Genomic DNA, 17903 nt, shown 5'->3' with positions numbered 1-17903 from the left:
CAAAAATCAGCTCGGAGTAACAGGTTTTGAGTATTTAAGAAAGTGAGGGTGGTGGGGGAAGGATTACTCAGCGCTACGCGCTTCGCCCTTCGGGTCGTTGCCTGCGGCAACGCTTTCTCGCTACGCTCGAATCGAACCTTGGTCGAAGCTTCTCATCCTTCCCGCATGGGCAGAATATGAAACGATATCGATAAGTTTAAATTAGGCTTTATCAGAAAGTGATGGTGGTGGGGGAAGGATTACTCAGCGCTGCGCGCTTCGCCCTACGGGTCGTTGCCTTCGGCAACGCTCTCTCGCTGGCGCTCGGGTCGAACCTTAGTCGAAGCTTCTCATCCTTCCCTGTATGGGTAGAATATTCAATTATGGATTTGTTGGAGAATTCAGGGATTTTTGAAAGTAATGGTGGTGGGGGAAGGATTCGAACCTTCGAAGTCGATGACGGCAGATTTACAGTCTGCTCCCTTTGGCCGCTCGGGAACCCCACCAGGGGTAATTCAAATTTTGAGGTAATGCTTGAGATGGTGGTGGGGGAAGGATTATTCGTCGCTTCGCTCCTCACCCTTCGGGCCGTTGCCTGCGGCAACGTTCTCTCGCTTTCGCTCGAGTCGAACCTTAGTCGAAGGTTCTCACCCTTTCCCGATGAGTGCAAACATTAACAATCTCACCGAAGCTACCACATCGCTGTGGTGAATAATGGTGGTGGGGGAAGGATTCGAACCTTCGAAGTCGATGACGGCAGATTTACAGTCTGCTCCCTTTGGCCGCTCGGGAACCCCACCACGGGGTATTGCTTGGTACTGGCCTGCTTCCTTGTGGGGAAGCGGGGCGCATCATATCAAATGACGCGCCGCTGTAAAGCTTTCGTTTGAATAAAATGAACCGTTTGCGTACTTTTCATCCGTAACGCGTTAAAGGCAACCAGTTCATTTTGTTAGTGATTAAAGAATAATCGTCCGGTTGCCGTAGACGAACACACGCTGGGCCAGCACCTGGTACAATGCGCGGCTTAATACATTCTTCTCGACGTCGCGACCGGCGCGCATCATATCTTCCGCGGTGTAGGTGTGATCAACGTGAATCACGTCCTGCATGATGATCGGGCCTTCATCCAGATTATCATTCACGTAATGCGCGGTGGCGCCGATGATCTTCACGCCGCGCTCATAAGCCTGGTGATAAGGACGAGCACCAATAAAGGCCGGCAGGAATGAGTGGTGAATATTGATAATTTTATTCGGGAAACGTGACACAAAGTTTGGTGTCAGGACGCGCATATATTTCGCCAGCACCACGTAGTCCGGCTCGTATGCATCAATGGCATCCGCCATCTGCTGGTCGTGTTCATCGCGCGTCAGCCCTTCGTGGCTTACCAGCTGGAATGGAATATCAAAACGTTCAACCAGCGTGCGCAGGGTTTCATGGTTGCCAATCACGGCGGCAATTTCCACATCCAGACCACCGTAATTCGCTTTCATTAGCAAATCACCCAGGCAGTGCGCCTCTTTGGTGACCAGAATAACAATACGGCGGCGACCTGCCGGGTTCAGTTCACGGATAGAACCTTCCGGTAATGCGCTGTCTAAATCTGCCAACAGCGTAACATCGTTAAATATGCCTTCCAGTTCGGTACGCATAAAAAAGCGTCCGGTACGGTGATCAACGAATTCATTGTTCTGCACGATATTCAGTTCATGCTTGTAACAAATATTGGTAATTCGTGCGATCAGGCCTTTTTGATCGGGGCAGATTGTGCGGAGAACTTTTCGTTGTAATGAGTGCATTGCCGGGTAAATCCTGTTGATGATGTTTGCGAAACTGAGCGGGGCGAATTACTGCCCGCAGCATTTTTTAAATTTTTTCCCTGAACCACAAGGGCAGGGGTCATTGCGGCCAAATACGGGGCGTGTGCCATCAATATAGTACCATTGACCGTTTTCTTTTAAGAATCTTGAACGCTCAATGATAGCGCCATTCTTGTTATGGTCGTGAAAACGCGCCACGAAGCTCACAAACCCTTCGTCGCCATGCGCGCCGTCTTCGGTCGCGAAGACGGTAAGCCCAAGCCATTGCGTTGTGGTAAAGCCGTTTTCAATATCCTGGCGATAATCGCCAGCCTGACAAGACGGATGCCAGGTTTTGATTAAATAATCTGCGTTTTTCATCACAAAAGCGCTGTAACGAGAGCGCATAAGGTGTGACGGTGTCGGTGCAACCTGTGCACCAGACAGATAACGTTGGCAACATGCGCTATACTCGACAGCGCTGCCACAGGGGCAAAGTTCAGACAAAATCGTCTCCCTGTACAATAATGAATGGCGCGATTGACGCCGGGTGGCACTATGTTAACCGAGCGGTGGCAATGTTGCCACGATGAAGCGAGAGGATGTCCACCGGTACGAATGAGAAAAGTTAAAATTGGTTTGGCTTTGGGATCGGGCGCAGCGCGTGGCTGGTCTCATATTGGTGTCATTAAAGCACTACAGCAAATGGGAATTGAGGTCGATATCGTCGCGGGTTGTTCCATCGGCTCGCTGGTGGGCGCCGCCTACGCCAGTAATCGTCTCCCCGCACTCGAAAAGTGGGTCTGCTCCTTTAGCTACTGGGATGTGCTACGCCTGATGGATCTCTCCTGGCGTCGCGGCGGATTGTTGCGCGGCGAGCGTGTGTTCAGTCACTATCGACAGGTGATGCCCAACGATACCATTGAGCGTTGCGAAAAACGCTTTGCCGCCGTTGCGACAAATCTCAGTACCGGAAGAGAACTGTGGTTTACCAAAGGCGACCTGCATATGGCTGTGCGCGCATCCTGCAGTATTCCTGGTCTGATGTCACCGGTGCTACATAATGGCTACTGGCTGGTGGATGGCGCGGTGGTTAACCCCATTCCTGTTTCGCTGACGCGCGCCCTCGGCGCAGATATCGTGATAGCCGTTGATTTGCAGCATGATGCGCATCTGATGCAGCAAGATTTAATGTCGGTCAATATTCAGCCCGACCCGGAGGAGAGCGATAATCCTGATACGCTCTCCTGGCGTGAGAGACTGCGCGTGCGTTTAGGCCGGGTAGCATCACGCCGCACGTCCGTGACACCCACGGCGATGGAAATCATGTCCACCTCGATTCAGGTGCTGGAAAACCGTCTGAAACGTAACCGTATGGCGGGCGATCCACCGGATATCCTGATTCAACCGTTTTGTCCGCAGATCTCGACACTGGATTTTCACCGAGCCTCTTCTGCAATTGCCGCAGGTCAGTTAGCGGTAGAAAAAAAGACAGATGAGCTCTTACCCTTAGTTCGTGCCTCAATTTGAGACACTTTTAAGACTACTTAAGCAAAATCTGACAGGCGATTGTGTGAATAGCATGCCACTATTTATTTATCGTCAGCCAGGGGAGATATCATGACGCAGCCATTGGCGGGAAAACAGATCTTGATTGTTGAGGACGAACCCGTTTTCCGCTCCCTTCTGGATTCGTGGCTCACATCGCTGGGCGCTGAAACCTCGCTCGCTCAGGACGGCGTGGCGGCGCTTGAGATCCTGGCGACGCTTCAGCCTGATTTGATGATTTGCGATCTTGCCATGCCGCGTATGAATGGCCTCACGCTGGTAGAGCACGTGCGCAACGGCGGGGCGAAATTACCTATTCTCGTCATCTCGGCCACAGAGAATATGGCCGATATCGCCCGGGCGTTAAGGCTCGGAGTCCAGGATGTTCTGTTAAAACCAGTAAAGGATCTGAACCGGTTGCGAGAAACCGTTTTTGCCTGCCTCTATCCCAATATGTTTAATTCTCGGGTAGAGGAGGAGGAGCGATTATTTGAAGACTGGGATGCCCTCGTGAACAATCCGTCTGCCGCGGCAAAATTGCTTCAGGAGTTGCAGCCACCTGTTCAGCAGGTTATCTCGCATTGCCGTATTAACTATCGTCAACTGGTGCTCGCCGATAAACCGGGTCTGGTACTGGATATTGCACCGCTCTCCGATAACGATCTCGCGTTTTACTGTCTTGATGTGACGCGGGCAGGAGATAATGGTGTATTGGCGGCGCTGTTATTACGTTCGCTGTTCAATGGCCTGTTGCAGGAACAGCTCGCCCATCAGGGGCAACGACTGCCAGAATTGCGTAGCCTGCTTAAACAAGTGAATCAGCTTTTGCGTCAGGCTAATCTGCCCGGGCAATTTCCTCTGTTGGTGGGTTATTATCACAGTGAGTTAAAAAATCTGATTCTGGTTTCTGCCGGGCTTAATGGCACATTAAATACCGGAGAGCATCATATACAAATAAGTAATGGTGTACCTTTAGGCACGCTGGGCAATGCATACCTCAACCAAATTAGCCAGCGCTGCAGTTTCTGGCAGTGTCAGATTTGGGGAAATGGGGGGCGATTGCGTTTAATGTTGTCTGCAGAATGAGCAAACGCATTTTTCCCGCAGGATAGCTTTAACGGCTTATCTTTCACGGTGGTACTATCAGCAAGTCTGATACGTATAAATCTTAATTCAAGGTCAGCGCGTCCTTTTCGGAGCAGCCCCACCTGGCTGTGATGATATACTCAACGCGTTATTAATTAACGAGCAAGTTCAAAGTTTGAACAGTTCAGGAGATTTGAATGGCTGCCCTAAATTCGAAAGTGACTAAGGCCGTTATCCCCGTGGCGGGATTAGGTACCAGGATGTTACCTGCTACGAAGGCAATTCCTAAGGAAATGCTGCCGCTGGTAGATAAACCATTAATTCAGTATGTGGTAAATGAATGTATCGCCGCAGGTATCACTGAAATTGTGCTGGTCACTCACTCTTCCAAGAATTCGATTGAAAACCATTTTGACACCAGCTTCGAACTTGAAGCTATGCTGGAAAAACGCGTTAAGCGTCAGTTGCTGGAAGAAGTGCAATCTATTTGCCCGCCGCATGTAACCATTATGCAGGTACGTCAGGGCCTGGCGAAAGGTCTGGGACACGCTGTATTATGCGCGCATCCAGTTGTGGGTGATGAACCCGTCGCGGTTATTCTGCCAGACGTTATTCTGGATGAATTTGAATCCGATCTGTCCCAGGACAACCTGGCAGAAATGATCAAACGCTTTGATGAAACGGGTTCAAGCCAGATTATGGTTGAGCCGGTTGATGATGTTACCGCTTACGGCGTGGTTGACTGTAAAGGTGCCCCATTGGCACCGGGCGACAGCGTCCCGATGGTTGGCGTGGTTGAGAAACCGAAAGCTGATGTCGCACCGTCAAATCTGGCCATTGTAGGGCGTTATGTCCTGAGCGCTGATATTTGGCCGCTGCTGGCAAAAACACCTCCGGGAGCTGGCGATGAAATTCAGTTGACCGATGCTATTGATATGCTGATCGAGAAAGAAACGGTTGAAGCCTATCATATGAAAGGCAAAAGCCATGACTGCGGTAATAAACTGGGTTATATGCAGGCCTTCGTTGAATATGGCGTTCGTCATAAGACACTCGGTGAAGAATTCACTGCATGGCTTAAAGACACGCTGGGCGTAGCGAAGTAATTTTTCGTGTGACCCTGAGCCGGGATACCGACCGTTCGGTAACCCGGCTTTTTTATTGCTGTGATTTGACTAATGCATAAAAAAACAGCAGGGCAGTAACGTAGCGATAAAAAAAATCCCGCCGGAGCGGGATTCTTAAAGCAATTTCGGGATTAGTCCTTGATCAGGAAATCATCCAGAGATTTACCTTGCTCGTCCATTGCTTTTTTGATTACTGCAGGAGTACGACCCTGGCCGGTCCAGGTTTTCGTTTCGCCATTTTCATCAACATAGCTGTATTTAGCCGGACGCGCAGCGCGTTTTGCTTTGGTGCCGGTTTTAGCTGCTGCAATGCTGTTCAGCAATTCGTTCGGATCAATGCCGTCAGCAATCAGCATTTCACGGTATTGTTGCAGTTTACGAGTGCGTTCTTCAACTTCAGCCGCTGCCGCGTTTTCTTCTTCACGACGCTCGTTAACAACAACTTCTAATTTTTCCAGCATTTCTTCAAGCGTTTCAAGGGTGCATTCTCTTGCCTGCGCACGAAGAGTACGGATGTTGTTCAAAATTTTAAGTGCTTCGCTCATTGTAGTATTCTCAAACTTATATTGGGGGTGGTTTGTTGAAGTAATAATAGAGCGTTAATTTCAGATGTGCAATAGGGAGGAATGTAAGGAATTCAAAATAACGTGTTATTTGGTGCTTTTATTAATATCTAAAAGTTAAATTTTTAGTGCTGCTTCACAACTTTACCCGTTCTATTGTCGGGGAAGTCTGAACTATAACACGCCAGAGAATGCAGCACGTCAGGACTGAAAGGCAGGTGGCCTATACTCCGTATGGATAAATATCAACCTTATGTATTAGTTGGTCCGTATCAATTTTATGCGCTTCTTTATAGGTTATGAATGGTTACTATGCTAAATCAAACCTGACGTGATACAGGGTGAACCGTTGTCCTTAGGTGATAGTAACATTGCCGACCGGGCGATAGAGCAGGGATAATAACGAACCTATGCTGCTTTATGCCTTCATCCCTTACAGAAGAAACCTGGGCGTTATTACCCCTGGCATTCCTATTAAACCCATAGTTATGACGATGTTATTTACATGCTATTCAAATTGTCAGCCAGGTTGCTGTAAGCCGTTGAGGTTACTGAAGTACGGTGTGCGGATTTTAACGATATTTCTTATTTATTGATGTCGCTGTTATTTTTGCTGCACAAAGCCCGGTGAAAATTGGTTGATGGGTTAATGCGGCGAAGGCCCATCTGTCGGGCTCTGCAAGCCAATATAGACAATTTGTAACCTGATAAATCCTGTTTTAAGCAACAATTCATCATTCTTAATGTTTATGGTAGTTATACAAAAACCGCATGTTTTGTATGTGCGAGCGTAGGGCAGGATAAAATATGGTACACTGCCGGCGTCTGAAAACGTATTGATTAGGGTTTCGCGGCCAATGGCACAACTTTATTTCTACTATTCTGCAATGAACGCGGGTAAGTCTACGGCGCTATTGCAGTCATCATACAATTACCAGGAACGTGGGATGCGTACCGTGGTTTATACCGCCGAAATTGATGACCGTTTCGGTGCTGGCAAAGTCAGTTCGCGTATCGGGCTCTCCTCGCCGGCAAAGCTGTTTAACCAGGGTAGTCAGCTCTTTGATGAAATTAGCGCTGAGAACGCGCGTGAGGCGGTTAACTGCGTGCTGGTGGATGAATGCCAGTTCCTGACACGCGAACAGGTCTACGCGCTCTCAGACGTCGTCGATCAGCTCGATATTCCTGTTTTATGCTACGGCTTACGTACTGACTTCCGCGGTGAGTTATTTGGCGGTAGCCAGTATTTGCTGGCGCTCTCCGACAAGCTGGTGGAATTAAAAACGATTTGTTTCTGCGGACGTAAAGCCAGCATGGTGTTGCGTCTTGATCAAGAAGGCCGCCCTTATAATGAAGGCGAGCAGGTGGTTATTGGCGGAAATGAGCGTTACGTCTCTGTCTGTCGTAAGCACTATAAAGAAGCGCTGGAGGAGGGCTCGCTGGCCGTCATTCAGGCTAAACATCGTCACTGCCGTCACCCTGCCTGATTGCGCTCTCGCGCATTCTCCGCTCACGTCTGCTGCTAATCTGGCGTGAGTGGAGCCCTTACTTTGCTCCATATTGTTCCTTCTTTGACGCACGCCTGTGAGCTAAATCGGAAGTAAAAAAAAGCCCCATCCTGAGATGGGGCTTGCTATCAGAGCGTTAGCTCAGCGGCTGATTAAGCAGATTTCTTCGCTTTTTTCTCAGCTTTTGCTGGTGCAGCTTCTTTCTTCACTTCAACTTCGCCTTCGTGGTACTCACGTCCATAGAAGGTATCCAGCAGGATTTGTTTCAGTTCAGAAATCAGCGGGTAGCGCGGGTTAGCGCCGGTGCACTGGTCGTCAAACGCATCTTCAGACAGTTTGTCGACGTTCGCCAGGAAGTCAGCTTCCTGAACGCCAGCTTCACGGATAGATTTAGGAATACCCAGTTCAGCCTTCAGCTCTTCCAGCCATGCCAGCAGTTTCTCGATCTTAGCAGCAGTACGGTCGCCCGGTGCGCTCAGACCCAGGTGGTCAGCGATTTCAGCGTAACGACGACGTGCTTGCGGACGGTCGTACTGGCTGAATGCGGTCTGTTTGGTCGGGTTGTCGTTCGCGTTGTAGCGAATAACGTTGCTGATCAACAGGGCGTTCGCCAGACCGTGAGGAATGTGGAACTGAGAACCCAGTTTGTGCGCCATGGAGTGACATACACCCAGGAAGGCGTTCGCAAACGCGATACCCGCGATAGTTGCTGCACTGTGAACGCGCTCACGTGCTACCGGGTTTTTAGACCCTTCGTGGTAGGACGCCGGCAGGTTTTCTTTCAGCAGTTTCAGCGCTTGCAGAGCCTGACCGTCGGAGAACTCAGATGCCAGTACGGAAACATATGCTTCCAGGGCGTGAGTGACAGCGTCAAGACCACCGAAAGCACACAGGGATTTCGGCATGTCCATGACCAGGTTGGCATCGACAATCGCCATATCCGGGGTCAGCGCGTAGTCTGCCAGCGGATATTTCTGACCTGTAGCGTCGTCGGTTACAACCGCAAACGGTGTGACTTCAGAACCGGTACCGGAAGTGGTAGTGACGGCGATCATTTTCGCTTTCACACCCATTTTCGGGAACTTGTAGATACGTTTACGGATGTCCATAAAGCGCAGTGCCAGTTCTTCGAAGTGAGTTTCCGGATGTTCGTACATAACCCACATGATTTTCGCAGCATCCATCGGGGAGCCGCCGCCCAGCGCGATGATCACGTCTGGTTTGAAGGAGTTCGCCAGCTCTGCGCCCTTACGAACGACAGTCAGGGTTGGGTCTGCTTCAACTTCGAAGAACACTTCAGTTTCAACGCCAGCCGCTTTCAGAACAGAGGTGATCTGGTCTGCGTAGCCGTTGTTAAACAGGAAGCGGTCAGTCACGATGAGCGCACGTTTGTGGCCATCAGTAATCACTTCATCCAGCGCGATTGGCAGTGAGCCACGGCGGAAGTAGATAGATTTCGGAAGTTTGTGCCACAACATGTTTTCAGCTCGCTTAGCAACGGTTTTCTTGTTGATCAGGTGTTTTGGACCAACGTTTTCAGAGATGGAGTTACCACCCCATGAACCACAACCCAGAGTCAGGGAAGGTGCGAGTTTGAAGTTATACAGGTCACCGATACCACCCTGAGATGCTGGGGTGTTAATCAGGATACGCGCGGTTTTCATCATCTGACCGAAGTGAGCGACGCGTTCCGGCTGGTTGTCCTGGTCGGTGTACAGGCAAGAGGTGTGACCGATACCGCCCATAGCAACCAGTTTTTCTGCTTTCTGTACGGCGTCTTCAAAATCTTTGGCGCGGTACATCGCCAGCGTCGGAGACAGTTTTTCGTGTGCAAACGGTTCGCTTTCATCGACAACTTTCACTTCACCAATCAGAATCTTGGTGGTTGCCGGCACGGTGAAGCCTGCCAGTTCTGCGATTTTAGCCGCAGGCTGACCTACAATTGCTGCGTTCAGCGCGCCATTTTTCAGGATGATGTCCTGAACGGCTTTCAGCTCTTTGCCCTGCAGCATGTAGCCGCCGTGGCTGGCGAAACGTTCACGAACGGCGTCGTATACGGAATCAACCACAACAACAGACTGTTCAGACGCACAAATTACGCCGTTATCGAAGGTTTTAGACATCAGTACGGATGCAACAGCACGTTTGATATCAGCGGTTTCATCGATAACAACCGGGGTGTTACCTGCGCCTACGCCGATTGCTGGTTTACCGGAGCTGTATGCTGCTTTAACCATGCCAGGACCACCGGTCGCGAGGATCAGGTTGATGTCCGGGTGGTGCATCAGGGCGTTAGACAGTTCTACAGACGGTTGGTCAATCCAGCCGATCAGATCTTTCGGCGCGCCAGCAGCGATAGCCGCCTGCAGGACGATGTCTGCTGCTTTGTTGGTTGCATCTTTAGCACGCGGATGCGGGGAGAAGATGATGGCGTTACGCGTCTTCAGGCTGATCAGTGATTTAAAGATAGCGGTTGAAGTCGGGTTGGTCGTCGGGACGATACCACAGATAATGCCGATAGGTTCAGCGATGGTGATGGTACCGAAGGTGTCGTCTTCAGAGAGGACGCCACAGGTTTTTTCATCTTTATAGGCGTTATAGATATATTCAGAAGCAAAGTGGTTTTTGATCACTTTATCTTCAACAATACCCATGCCGGATTCGGCAACAGCCATTTTTGCGAGAGGAATTCGAGCATCTGCGGCAGCCAGAGCGGCGGCGCGGAAAATTTTGTCGACTTGTTCTTGAGTGAAACTGGCATATTCACGCTGGGCTTTTTTTACGCGCTCGACGAGTGCGTTAAGTTCAGCGACATTAGTAACAGCCATAATGCTCTCCTGATAATGTTAAACTTTTTTAGTAAATCATCTGCTCGACAAGTCAGTATAGACAGAGCGCTACCTGCTTGCTTAGACCTTAAAGGAACAATCCGCAACCCGTTCCCGATTCACTGATTTACTAAAAGAGCTTTGAACTCAAAGAGCCTTGCCTGAACGGCTTTCAGAGAATTCCCCTGAAATCTGTCGGCGTCATCAAGATTACTCACTTCTGAGTATGAAATATGTGATCAGCGTCAAAAATATGCCAAGCTGACACCTTTCAGCAGCCCCATTTTAGTAAAGATTGTAAATTGTTAACTATGGGTTGTGGTGATTGATACGCACATTAGCATAATTTAAATTAATATATAACATTCTGTATTTGCGTGATTTTTGCAGAATTCTGGTGAAGTATGCCGCCAAACAGCGTATCTTCTGCAGAGTTTTTGTATTCATTTTTCGTCAACTACCACTTTTTATGGTGTTTCGGAGTTCACGTGACTCAGGCTCTGTTTGATTTTCCGATTTTTGTGAAGTTTTTTATTGGGCTATTCGCGCTGGTCAACCCTGTCGGGATTATCCCCGTCTTCATCAGTATGACCAGTTACCAGACGGCGGCCGCGCGTAATAAAACCAATATGACGGCGAACCTCTCCGTCGCCATTATTCTGTGGACCTCGCTGTTTCTCGGCGATGGCATTTTGCAACTCTTCGGGATCTCCATCGACTCCTTCCGTATTGCGGGCGGTATCCTGGTGGTCACCATCGCAATGTCGATGATCAGCGGTAAGCTGGGGGAAGATAAGCAGAACAAACAGGAAAAATCGGAGACGGCGATTCGCGAAAGTGTTGGCGTCGTACCCTTAGCGCTGCCGTTGATGGCAGGGCCTGGCGCAATCAGCTCCACTATCGTATGGGGGACGCGCTTTCATACGCTTCCTTATCTCGTCGGTTTTACGGTGGCCATCGCGCTGTTTGCTTTCTGCTGTTGGGGGCTCTTTCGCATTGCGCCCTGGCTGGTACGCTTATTAGGGCAGACAGGTATCAACGTTATCACCCGTATTATGGGTTTATTGCTGATGGCGCTGGGGATTGAATTTATTGTGACCGGAATAAAAGCCATTTTCCCGGGGCTTGTGAACTAACCTCCTTCCTTAGCTGGCAGAGTAGCAGACTCTGCCAGCTGCTTCATTATTCGCAAATCATATCAAATATAGTGCTAATGGCATGAACGATAAGTCTTCGTGATGATAGATAAAATACAACAATATCATTACGTTAGTGATATATCCTCTGTCGGGCATTGCCATCTCTTATGTTATTTCTCTCACACTATACTGTTACGCTTGCTGTCGGATAATCGAAATGATATTAGTAATTTTGACCATCCGACAGATTAATGTACTAAATAATGAACAAATGTTAATTATTTGTATATAAAATGAGCTGGTGTTTCATTGATACGCTGATTGTCTGAGATAACGTCGCTATCTCTTTGAACAATAACGTGTTGTCTTAAATCAGCAGGGCGTTGAATTCACGGATAAAGCGGCCGGATGTCGATGAAAAGAGAATTGCTTAACAAATTTGCAAATTATATTGGCGGCGAAGAAGGGCATTTGGTACTTTCCGGCCTTATACCGTCGCGGGTAATGAAGAGATAACCCAGGTGGCTCGACAGGGGAGACACCTTGAATGAATCGACGACAGGCAGCCAAAGAGCGGCCGTAATAAAAAAGTCGGTGATAGCAAGCAGTACCCAAAAAACTGGCAGACGCAAAAGCTCCTGCGCTGTACAGAGACCCCAAAGGGGATAACAGGCTGGCAAGATCCAGTAATTATAATGAGCGGAGTATCAACACAATGTCCATCATCACGAAGAAAAGCGTAATCGCTGCGGGAATTTTCACGGCGCTATTGGCAGGGAATGCAGCAATGGCTGCTGATGTGCCCGCAGGCGTACAGTTGGCAGAAAAACAGACGCTGGTACGTAATAACGGCTCTGAAGTACAGTCTCTCGATCCACACAAAATTGAAGGTGTTCCTGAATCGAATATCAGTCGCGATCTGTTTGAAGGCCTGCTGGTCAGCGACCTCGCTGGTCACCCGTCTCCGGGCGTGGCGGAATCCTGGGACAACAAAGATTTTAAAGTCTGGACCTTCCATCTGCGTAAAGATGCGAAATGGTCGGATGGCTCTCCGGTAACTGCACAAGATTTCGTCTATAGCTGGCAGCGTTCGGTTGACCCGAAAACGGCATCCCCGTACGCCAGCTATCTGCAATATGGCCATATCGCCAATATTGATGGCATCCTCGAAGGGAAAAAACCGATTACCGATCTGGGTGTGAAAGCCGTTGATGACCACACCTTAGAAGTCACCTTAAGTGAACCGGTTCCGTACTTTTATAAACTGCTGGTGCACCCGTCAACCTCTCCGGTTCCTAAAGCCGCCATAGAGAAATTTGGTGAGAAATGGACCCAGCCTGCGAACATCGTGACTAACGGCGCTTATAAATTAAAAGACTGGGTGGTCAACGAGCGAATTGTACTTGAACGTAGCCCCACCTACTGGGATAACGCCAAAACTGTCATTAATCAGGTTACCTACCTGCCTATTTCTTCTGAAGTGACCGACGTTAACCGCTATCGCAGCGGTGAAATTGACATGACCTATAACAACATGCCAATTGAACTGTTCCAGAAACTGAAAAAAGAGATCCCTGACGAAGTTCACGTCGATCCGTATCTGTGCACCTATTACTACGAAATTAATAACCAACGGGCGCCATTTACCGATGTGCGCGTACGTACCGCGTTGAAGCTGGGTATGGACCGCGACATTATCGTCAATAAAGTAAAAGCGCAGGGCGATAAACCGGCATTTGGCTTCACTCCGCCATACACCGATGGCGCGAAATTAACGCAGCCAGAGTGGTTTAGCTGGAGCCAGGATAAACGTAATGAAGAAGCGAAAAAACTGCTGGCGGAAGCGGGCTACACGGCAGACAAACCGTTAACCATTAACCTGCTGTACAACACGTCCGATCTGCATAAGAAACTGGCTATTGCCGCCTCTTCAATCTGGAAGAAAAATATCGGCGTCAATGTTAAACTGGTCAACCAGGAGTGGAAAACTTTCCTCGATACACGTCATCAGGGAACCTTTGATGTAGCGCGTGCGGGCTGGTGTGCCGATTATAACGAACCGACATCCTTCCTTAATATGATGCTTTCTAATAGCTCGATGAATACCCCGCACTATAAGAGCCCGGCATTCGACAGCATTATGGCGGAAACGCTGAAAGCTACCGACGAGGCACAGCGTACGGCGCTGTACGATAAAGCAGAACAGCAACTGGATAAAGACAGTGCGATTGTTCCGGTTTATTACTACGTGAACGCCCGTCTGGTGAAACCGTGGGTTGGCGGTTATACCGGCAAAGACCCAATGGATAATACGTATACTAAAAATATGTACATTGTGAAGCACTAATGGCAATACGTGAGGCAGGCCCGGCCTGTCTCACGGTGTCTCGCTTATCGCATTATTGAAGGCACTGGCCAAAAGGTACGGGCAATGTTGAAATTTATACTTCGTCGCTGTCTGGAAGCGATTCCGACGCTATTTATTCTTATTACCATTTCATTCTTTATGATGCGCCTTGCGCCGGGAAGTCCTTTCACCGGTGAGCGCACCTTACCGCCAGAAGTCATGGCGAACATTGAAGCGAAATACCACTTAAACGATCCCATCACCACGCAATACTTCAGTTACCTGAAGCAACTGGCGCACGGCGATTTCGGGCCATCTTTTAAATATAAAGATTATTCGGTTAACGATCTGGTGGCGAGCAGCTTCCCGGTATCGGCGAAATTGGGGGCGGCCGCTTTTATTCTGGCGGTGGTATTAGGCGTCACTGCGGGCGTGATTGCAGCGCTTAAACAAAACACCAAATGGGACTACTCGGTAATGGGCGTCGCGATGACCGGGGTGGTGATACCCAGTTTTGTCGTCGCGCCGTTGCTGGTGATGATCTTCGCCATTACGCTGAAATGGCTTCCCGGCGGCGGCTGGAACGGCGGGGCGCTGAAATTTATGATCCTGCCGATGGTGGCGCTGTCTCTGGCCTATATCGCCAGTATCGCGCGTATCACCCGCGGCTCGATGATTGAAGTGCTGCACTCCAACTTTATCCGCACCGCGCGCGCCAAAGGCCTGCCGATGCGGCGGATTATTTTCCGTCACGCCTTAAAACCTGCGTTGCTGCCGGTGCTCTCCTATATGGGGCCCGCGTTTGTCGGCATCATCACCGGTTCAATGGTTATCGAAACCATTTATGGCCTGCCGGGGATTGGGCAACTGTTCGTCAACGGGGCGCTGAACCGCGATTATTCGCTGGTGCTGAGCCTGACCATTCTGGTCGGCGCGCTGACAATCTTGTTTAACGCGGTCGTGGATGTGCTTTACGCCGTGATTGACCCTAAAATCCGTTACTGAGTCTGGAGTTCGCCATGATATTGAGTAAGAAAAATAGCGAGGCGCTGGAGAACTTCAGTGAACAACTGGATGTTGAAGGTCGCAGCCTGTGGCAGGATGCGCGCCGTCGCTTTATGCATAACCGTGCAGCGGTTGCCAGCCTGGTGGTATTAGTGCTGATCGCTCTGTTCGTCACCCTGGCGCCGATGCTGTCGCAGTTCTCCTATTTCGATACGGACTGGGGAATGATGTCGAGTGCGCCAGATATGGAATCCGGTCACTACTTTGGTACTGACTCCTCCGGGCGCGACTTGCTGGTGCGCGTGGCAATCGGCGGGCGCATCTCGCTGATGGTCGGGATTGCCGCAGCGCTGGTGGCGGTGATTGTCGGCACGCTGTACGGATCGCTGTCCGGTTACCTCGGCGGCAAAGTCGACTCGGTCATGATGCGTCTGCTGGAAATCCTAAACTCCTTCCCGTTTATGTTCTTCGTTATCCTGCTGGTGACCTTCTTCGGTCAGAACATCCTGTTGATTTTCGTGGCTATCGGTATGGTTTCCTGGCTGGATATGGCGCGTATCGTCCGTGGGCAAACGCTCAGCCTGAAACGCAAAGAGTTTATCGAAGCCGCGCAGGTCGGCGGTGTGTCTACGGCCAGCATCGTGGTGCGCCACATTGTGCCGAACGTCCTTGGCGTGGTGGTGGTTTATGCATCGCTGCTGGTCCCAAGCATGATTCTGTTTGAATCTTTCCTGAGCTTCCTTGGTCTGGGTACCCAGGAGCCGCTGAGCAGTTGGGGCGCATTGCTGAGCGATGGCGCCAACTCGATGGAAGTTTCTCCATGGCTGCTGCTGTTCCCGGCGGGTTTCCTGGTGGTCACCCTGTTCTGTTTCAACTTTATCGGCGATGGCCTGCGTGATGCCCTCGACCCGAAAGACCGTTAAGGAGAGCCGTGATGAGCGTAATTGATACGGCTAAAGCGCCGCAAACGCAGGCGCAAACGGGCCTGCTGCTGGATGTAAAAGATCTGCGCGTGACGTTTAAAACGCCCGACGGCGATGTGACGGCGGTGAACGACCTCAACTTTAATCTGCGCGCCGGGGAAACACTGGGTATTGTTGGTGAGTCCGGTTCCGGTAAATCGCAAACCGCGTTTGCCCTGATGGGGCTGCTGGCGGGTAACGGACGGATTGGCGGTTCGGCTACCTTTAATGGTAAAGAGATCCTCAACCTGCCGGAACACGCATTAAATAAACTGCGCGCTGAGCAAATCTCGATGATCTTCCAGGACCCGATGACCTCGCTGAACCCGTATATGCGCGTTGGTGAGCAGTTGATGGAAGTTCTGATGCTGCACAAAAACATGAGTAAAGCGGAAGCGTTTGAAGAATCGGTCAAAATGCTTGATGCGGTAAAAATGCCGGAAGCGCGTAAGCGTATGAAAATGTACCCGCATGAGTTCTCCGGCGGCATGCGTCAGCGCGTGATGATCGCGATGGCGCTGCTGTGCCGGCCTAAGCTGCTGATAGCCGATGAACCGACGACTGCGCTGGATGTCACGGTACAGGCGCAAATCATGACGCTGCTCAACGAGCTGAAGCGCGAATTTAATACCGCGATTATCATGATTACTCACGATCTCGGCGTCGTTGCGGGTATCTGCGATAAAGTGCTGGTGATGTACGCCGGGCGTACCATGGAATACGGCAACGCGCGCGATGTCTTCTATCATCCGGCGCATCCTTACTCTATTGGTTTGCTCAATGCCGTTCCGCGTCTCGACGCGGAAGGTGAATCGCTGTTAACCATTCCGGGTAACCCACCGAACCTGCTTCGCCTGCCGAAAGGGTGTCCGTTCCAGCCGCGCTGTCCGCACGCGATGGAGATTTGCAGCAGCGCGCCGCCTCTTGAGACGTTCGCGCCAGGTCGCTTACGCGCCTGCTTTAAGCCTGTGGGGGAACTGGTATGAACGCCGTCACTGAAGATAGAAAAATTCTGCTCGAAATCGCCGACTTAAAAGTCCACTTTGATATTAAGGATGGCAAACAGTGGTTCTGGCAACCGGCCAAAACCCTGAAAGCCGTCGATGGCGTCACGCTGCGTTTGTATGAAGGGGAAACGCTGGGTGTGGTAGGGGAATCTGGCTGCGGGAAATCCACCTTTGCGCGTGCAATTATCGGCCTGGTGAAAGCCACTGACGGACGCGTGGCCTGGCTGGGGAAAGATTTGCTGGGCATGAAACCGGACGAATGGCGCGACGTGCGTAGCGATATTCAGATGATATTCCAGGATCCGCTAGCGTCACTCAACCCGCGCATGACCATTGGTGAAATCATAGCCGAGCCGCTGCGTACTTATCATCCGAAAATGCCGCGCCAGGAAGTGCGCGATCGGGTGAAAGCGATGATGATGAAAGTGGGGCTGTTGCCGAACCTGGTCAACCGTTATCCGCATGAATTCTCCGGCGGTCAGTGTCAGCGAATTGGCATTGCGCGCGCGCTGATCCTTGAACCGAAACTGATTATTTGCGATGAACCGGTTTCGGCGCTGGATGTGTCCATTCAGGCGCAGGTCGTGAATCTGTTGCAGCAGTTGCAGCGCGAAATGGGCCTGTCGTTAATTTTTATCGCCCACGATCTGGCGGTGGTGAAACATATTTCCGACCGAGTGCTGGTGATGTATCTGGGTCATGCGGTGGAACTGGGGACCTATGACGAGGTGTACCACAATCCGCTGCATCCTTATACCAAAGCGCTGATGTCGGCGGTGCCTGTGCCCGATCCGGATCTGGAAAAGCAGAAAACCATTCAGTTGCTGGAGGGGGAACTGCCGTCGCCGATTAACCCACCATCGGGCTGTGTCTTCCGCACCCGCTGCCCGATTGCCGGGCCGGAGTGTGCGAAAACCCGACCGGTGCTGGAGGGCAGTTTCCGGCATGCGGTTTCCTGCCTGAAGGTAGACCCGTTATAATCGCAAGGGCTGACAATTGTCA

Annotated in this window: 14 protein-coding genes, 2 tRNA genes and 3 other RNA genes; 10 read left to right on the top strand and 9 right to left on the bottom strand. The window is 50.5% G+C overall.

Going from position 1 to position 17903, the window contains the following annotated elements; genetic code table 11:
• Positions 1–46: 46 nt before the first annotated feature.
• From F0Q32_RS08615 to F0Q32_RS08585, 7 genes are all read right to left on the bottom strand, one after another.
• Positions 47–177, bottom strand: a non-coding RNA gene (locus F0Q32_RS08615) — RtT sRNA.
• A 45-nt stretch (positions 178–222) separates the two neighbouring features.
• A non-coding RNA gene (locus F0Q32_RS08610) (RtT sRNA) lies at positions 223–354 on the bottom strand.
• 46 nt (positions 355–400) lie between these two features.
• Positions 401–485: transfer RNA gene (locus F0Q32_RS08605), tRNA-Tyr, on the bottom strand.
• A gap of 34 nt (positions 486–519) precedes the next feature.
• Positions 520–652: non-coding RNA, RtT sRNA (locus F0Q32_RS08600), on the bottom strand.
• A gap of 42 nt (positions 653–694) precedes the next feature.
• Positions 695–779: transfer RNA gene (locus tag F0Q32_RS08595), tRNA-Tyr, on the bottom strand.
• A 159-nt stretch (positions 780–938) separates the two neighbouring features.
• Positions 939–1781, bottom strand: coding sequence for a formyltetrahydrofolate deformylase (gene purU, locus F0Q32_RS08590; RefSeq protein ID WP_149462714.1), 843 nt, complete (start codon positions 1779–1781; stop codon positions 939–941).
• Positions 1782–1829: 48 nt separating this feature from the next.
• Entirely contained in the window at positions 1830–2288 is a 459-nt protein-coding gene (locus tag F0Q32_RS08585; RefSeq protein ID WP_149462713.1) for a YchJ family protein, read from the bottom strand.
• A gap of 111 nt (positions 2289–2399) precedes the next feature.
• Here F0Q32_RS08585 and rssA point away from each other — a divergent pair, with 111 nt between their 5' ends.
• The 3 genes from rssA (at position 2400) to galU (ending at position 5521) form a co-directional block, all read left to right on the top strand.
• On the top strand, positions 2400–3311 hold the full coding sequence (gene rssA, locus F0Q32_RS08580; protein WP_149462712.1) for a patatin-like phospholipase RssA: 912 nt from the start codon (positions 2400–2402) through the stop codon (positions 3309–3311).
• Positions 3312–3401: 90 nt separating this feature from the next.
• A complete protein-coding gene (gene rssB, locus F0Q32_RS08575; RefSeq protein WP_149462711.1) occupies positions 3402–4415 on the top strand; it encodes a two-component system response regulator RssB in 1014 nt (337 codons plus the stop codon).
• Positions 4416–4612: 197 nt separating this feature from the next.
• Positions 4613–5521 carry a UTP--glucose-1-phosphate uridylyltransferase GalU gene (galU, locus tag F0Q32_RS08570; RefSeq protein WP_149462710.1) on the top strand — a complete coding sequence of 303 codons (909 nt, stop codon included), beginning with the start codon at positions 4613–4615 and terminating at the stop codon, positions 5519–5521.
• Between the two features lie 152 nt (positions 5522–5673).
• Here the strand turns inward: galU and hns are convergent, their stop codons facing one another.
• Complete coding sequence (gene hns, locus F0Q32_RS08565; protein WP_015964157.1) at positions 5674–6087, bottom strand: histone-like nucleoid-structuring protein H-NS; 414 nt, start codon at positions 6085–6087, stop codon at positions 5674–5676.
• A gap of 875 nt (positions 6088–6962) precedes the next feature.
• Here hns and tdk point away from each other — a divergent pair.
• Positions 6963–7592: a thymidine kinase gene (gene tdk, locus F0Q32_RS08560; RefSeq protein WP_149462709.1), complete on the top strand. Its 630-nt coding sequence runs from the start codon at positions 6963–6965 to the stop codon at positions 7590–7592.
• A gap of 173 nt (positions 7593–7765) precedes the next feature.
• Here the strand turns inward: tdk and adhE are convergent, their stop codons facing one another.
• Positions 7766–10441, bottom strand: a complete 2676-nt coding sequence (gene adhE, locus F0Q32_RS08555) for a bifunctional acetaldehyde-CoA/alcohol dehydrogenase (RefSeq protein ID WP_149462708.1) — start codon at positions 10439–10441, stop codon at positions 7766–7768.
• 488 nt (positions 10442–10929) lie between these two features.
• Between adhE and F0Q32_RS08550 the strand changes: the two genes are divergently transcribed.
• The 6 genes from F0Q32_RS08550 (at position 10930) to oppF (ending at position 17881) form a co-directional block, all read left to right on the top strand.
• Positions 10930–11577: a YchE family NAAT transporter gene (locus tag F0Q32_RS08550; RefSeq protein ID WP_149462707.1), complete on the top strand. Its 648-nt coding sequence runs from the start codon at positions 10930–10932 to the stop codon at positions 11575–11577.
• Positions 11578–12295: 718 nt separating this feature from the next.
• The gene (gene oppA / locus F0Q32_RS08545; protein ID WP_149462706.1) at positions 12296–13927 is read left to right on the top strand and encodes an oligopeptide ABC transporter substrate-binding protein OppA; all 1632 of its coding nucleotides are present in this window, start codon (positions 12296–12298) and stop codon (positions 13925–13927) included.
• Positions 13928–14011: 84 nt separating this feature from the next.
• On the top strand, positions 14012–14932 hold the full coding sequence (gene oppB, locus F0Q32_RS08540) for an oligopeptide ABC transporter permease OppB (protein WP_015964162.1): 921 nt from the start codon (positions 14012–14014) through the stop codon (positions 14930–14932).
• A 14-nt stretch (positions 14933–14946) separates the two neighbouring features.
• Positions 14947–15855 carry an oligopeptide ABC transporter permease OppC gene (oppC, locus tag F0Q32_RS08535; protein WP_015964163.1) on the top strand — a complete coding sequence of 303 codons (909 nt, stop codon included), beginning with the start codon at positions 14947–14949 and terminating at the stop codon, positions 15853–15855.
• A gap of 11 nt (positions 15856–15866) precedes the next feature.
• Entirely contained in the window at positions 15867–16880 is a 1014-nt protein-coding gene (locus tag F0Q32_RS08530) for an ABC transporter ATP-binding protein (RefSeq protein ID WP_149462705.1), read from the top strand.
• Positions 16877–17881 carry a murein tripeptide/oligopeptide ABC transporter ATP-binding protein OppF gene (oppF, locus tag F0Q32_RS08525; RefSeq protein WP_015964165.1) on the top strand — a complete coding sequence of 335 codons (1005 nt, stop codon included), beginning with the start codon at positions 16877–16879 and terminating at the stop codon, positions 17879–17881. Before F0Q32_RS08530 ends, oppF begins: the two co-directional genes overlap by 4 nt.
• Positions 17882–17903: the final 22 nt, after the last annotated feature.

The sequence above is a fragment of the Pseudocitrobacter sp. 73 genome, from assembly GCF_008369545.1.
Lineage (GTDB): Bacteria > Pseudomonadota > Gammaproteobacteria > Enterobacterales > Enterobacteriaceae > Pseudocitrobacter > Pseudocitrobacter vendiensis.
This window is presented reverse-complemented; position numbering and strand designations above follow the sequence as displayed.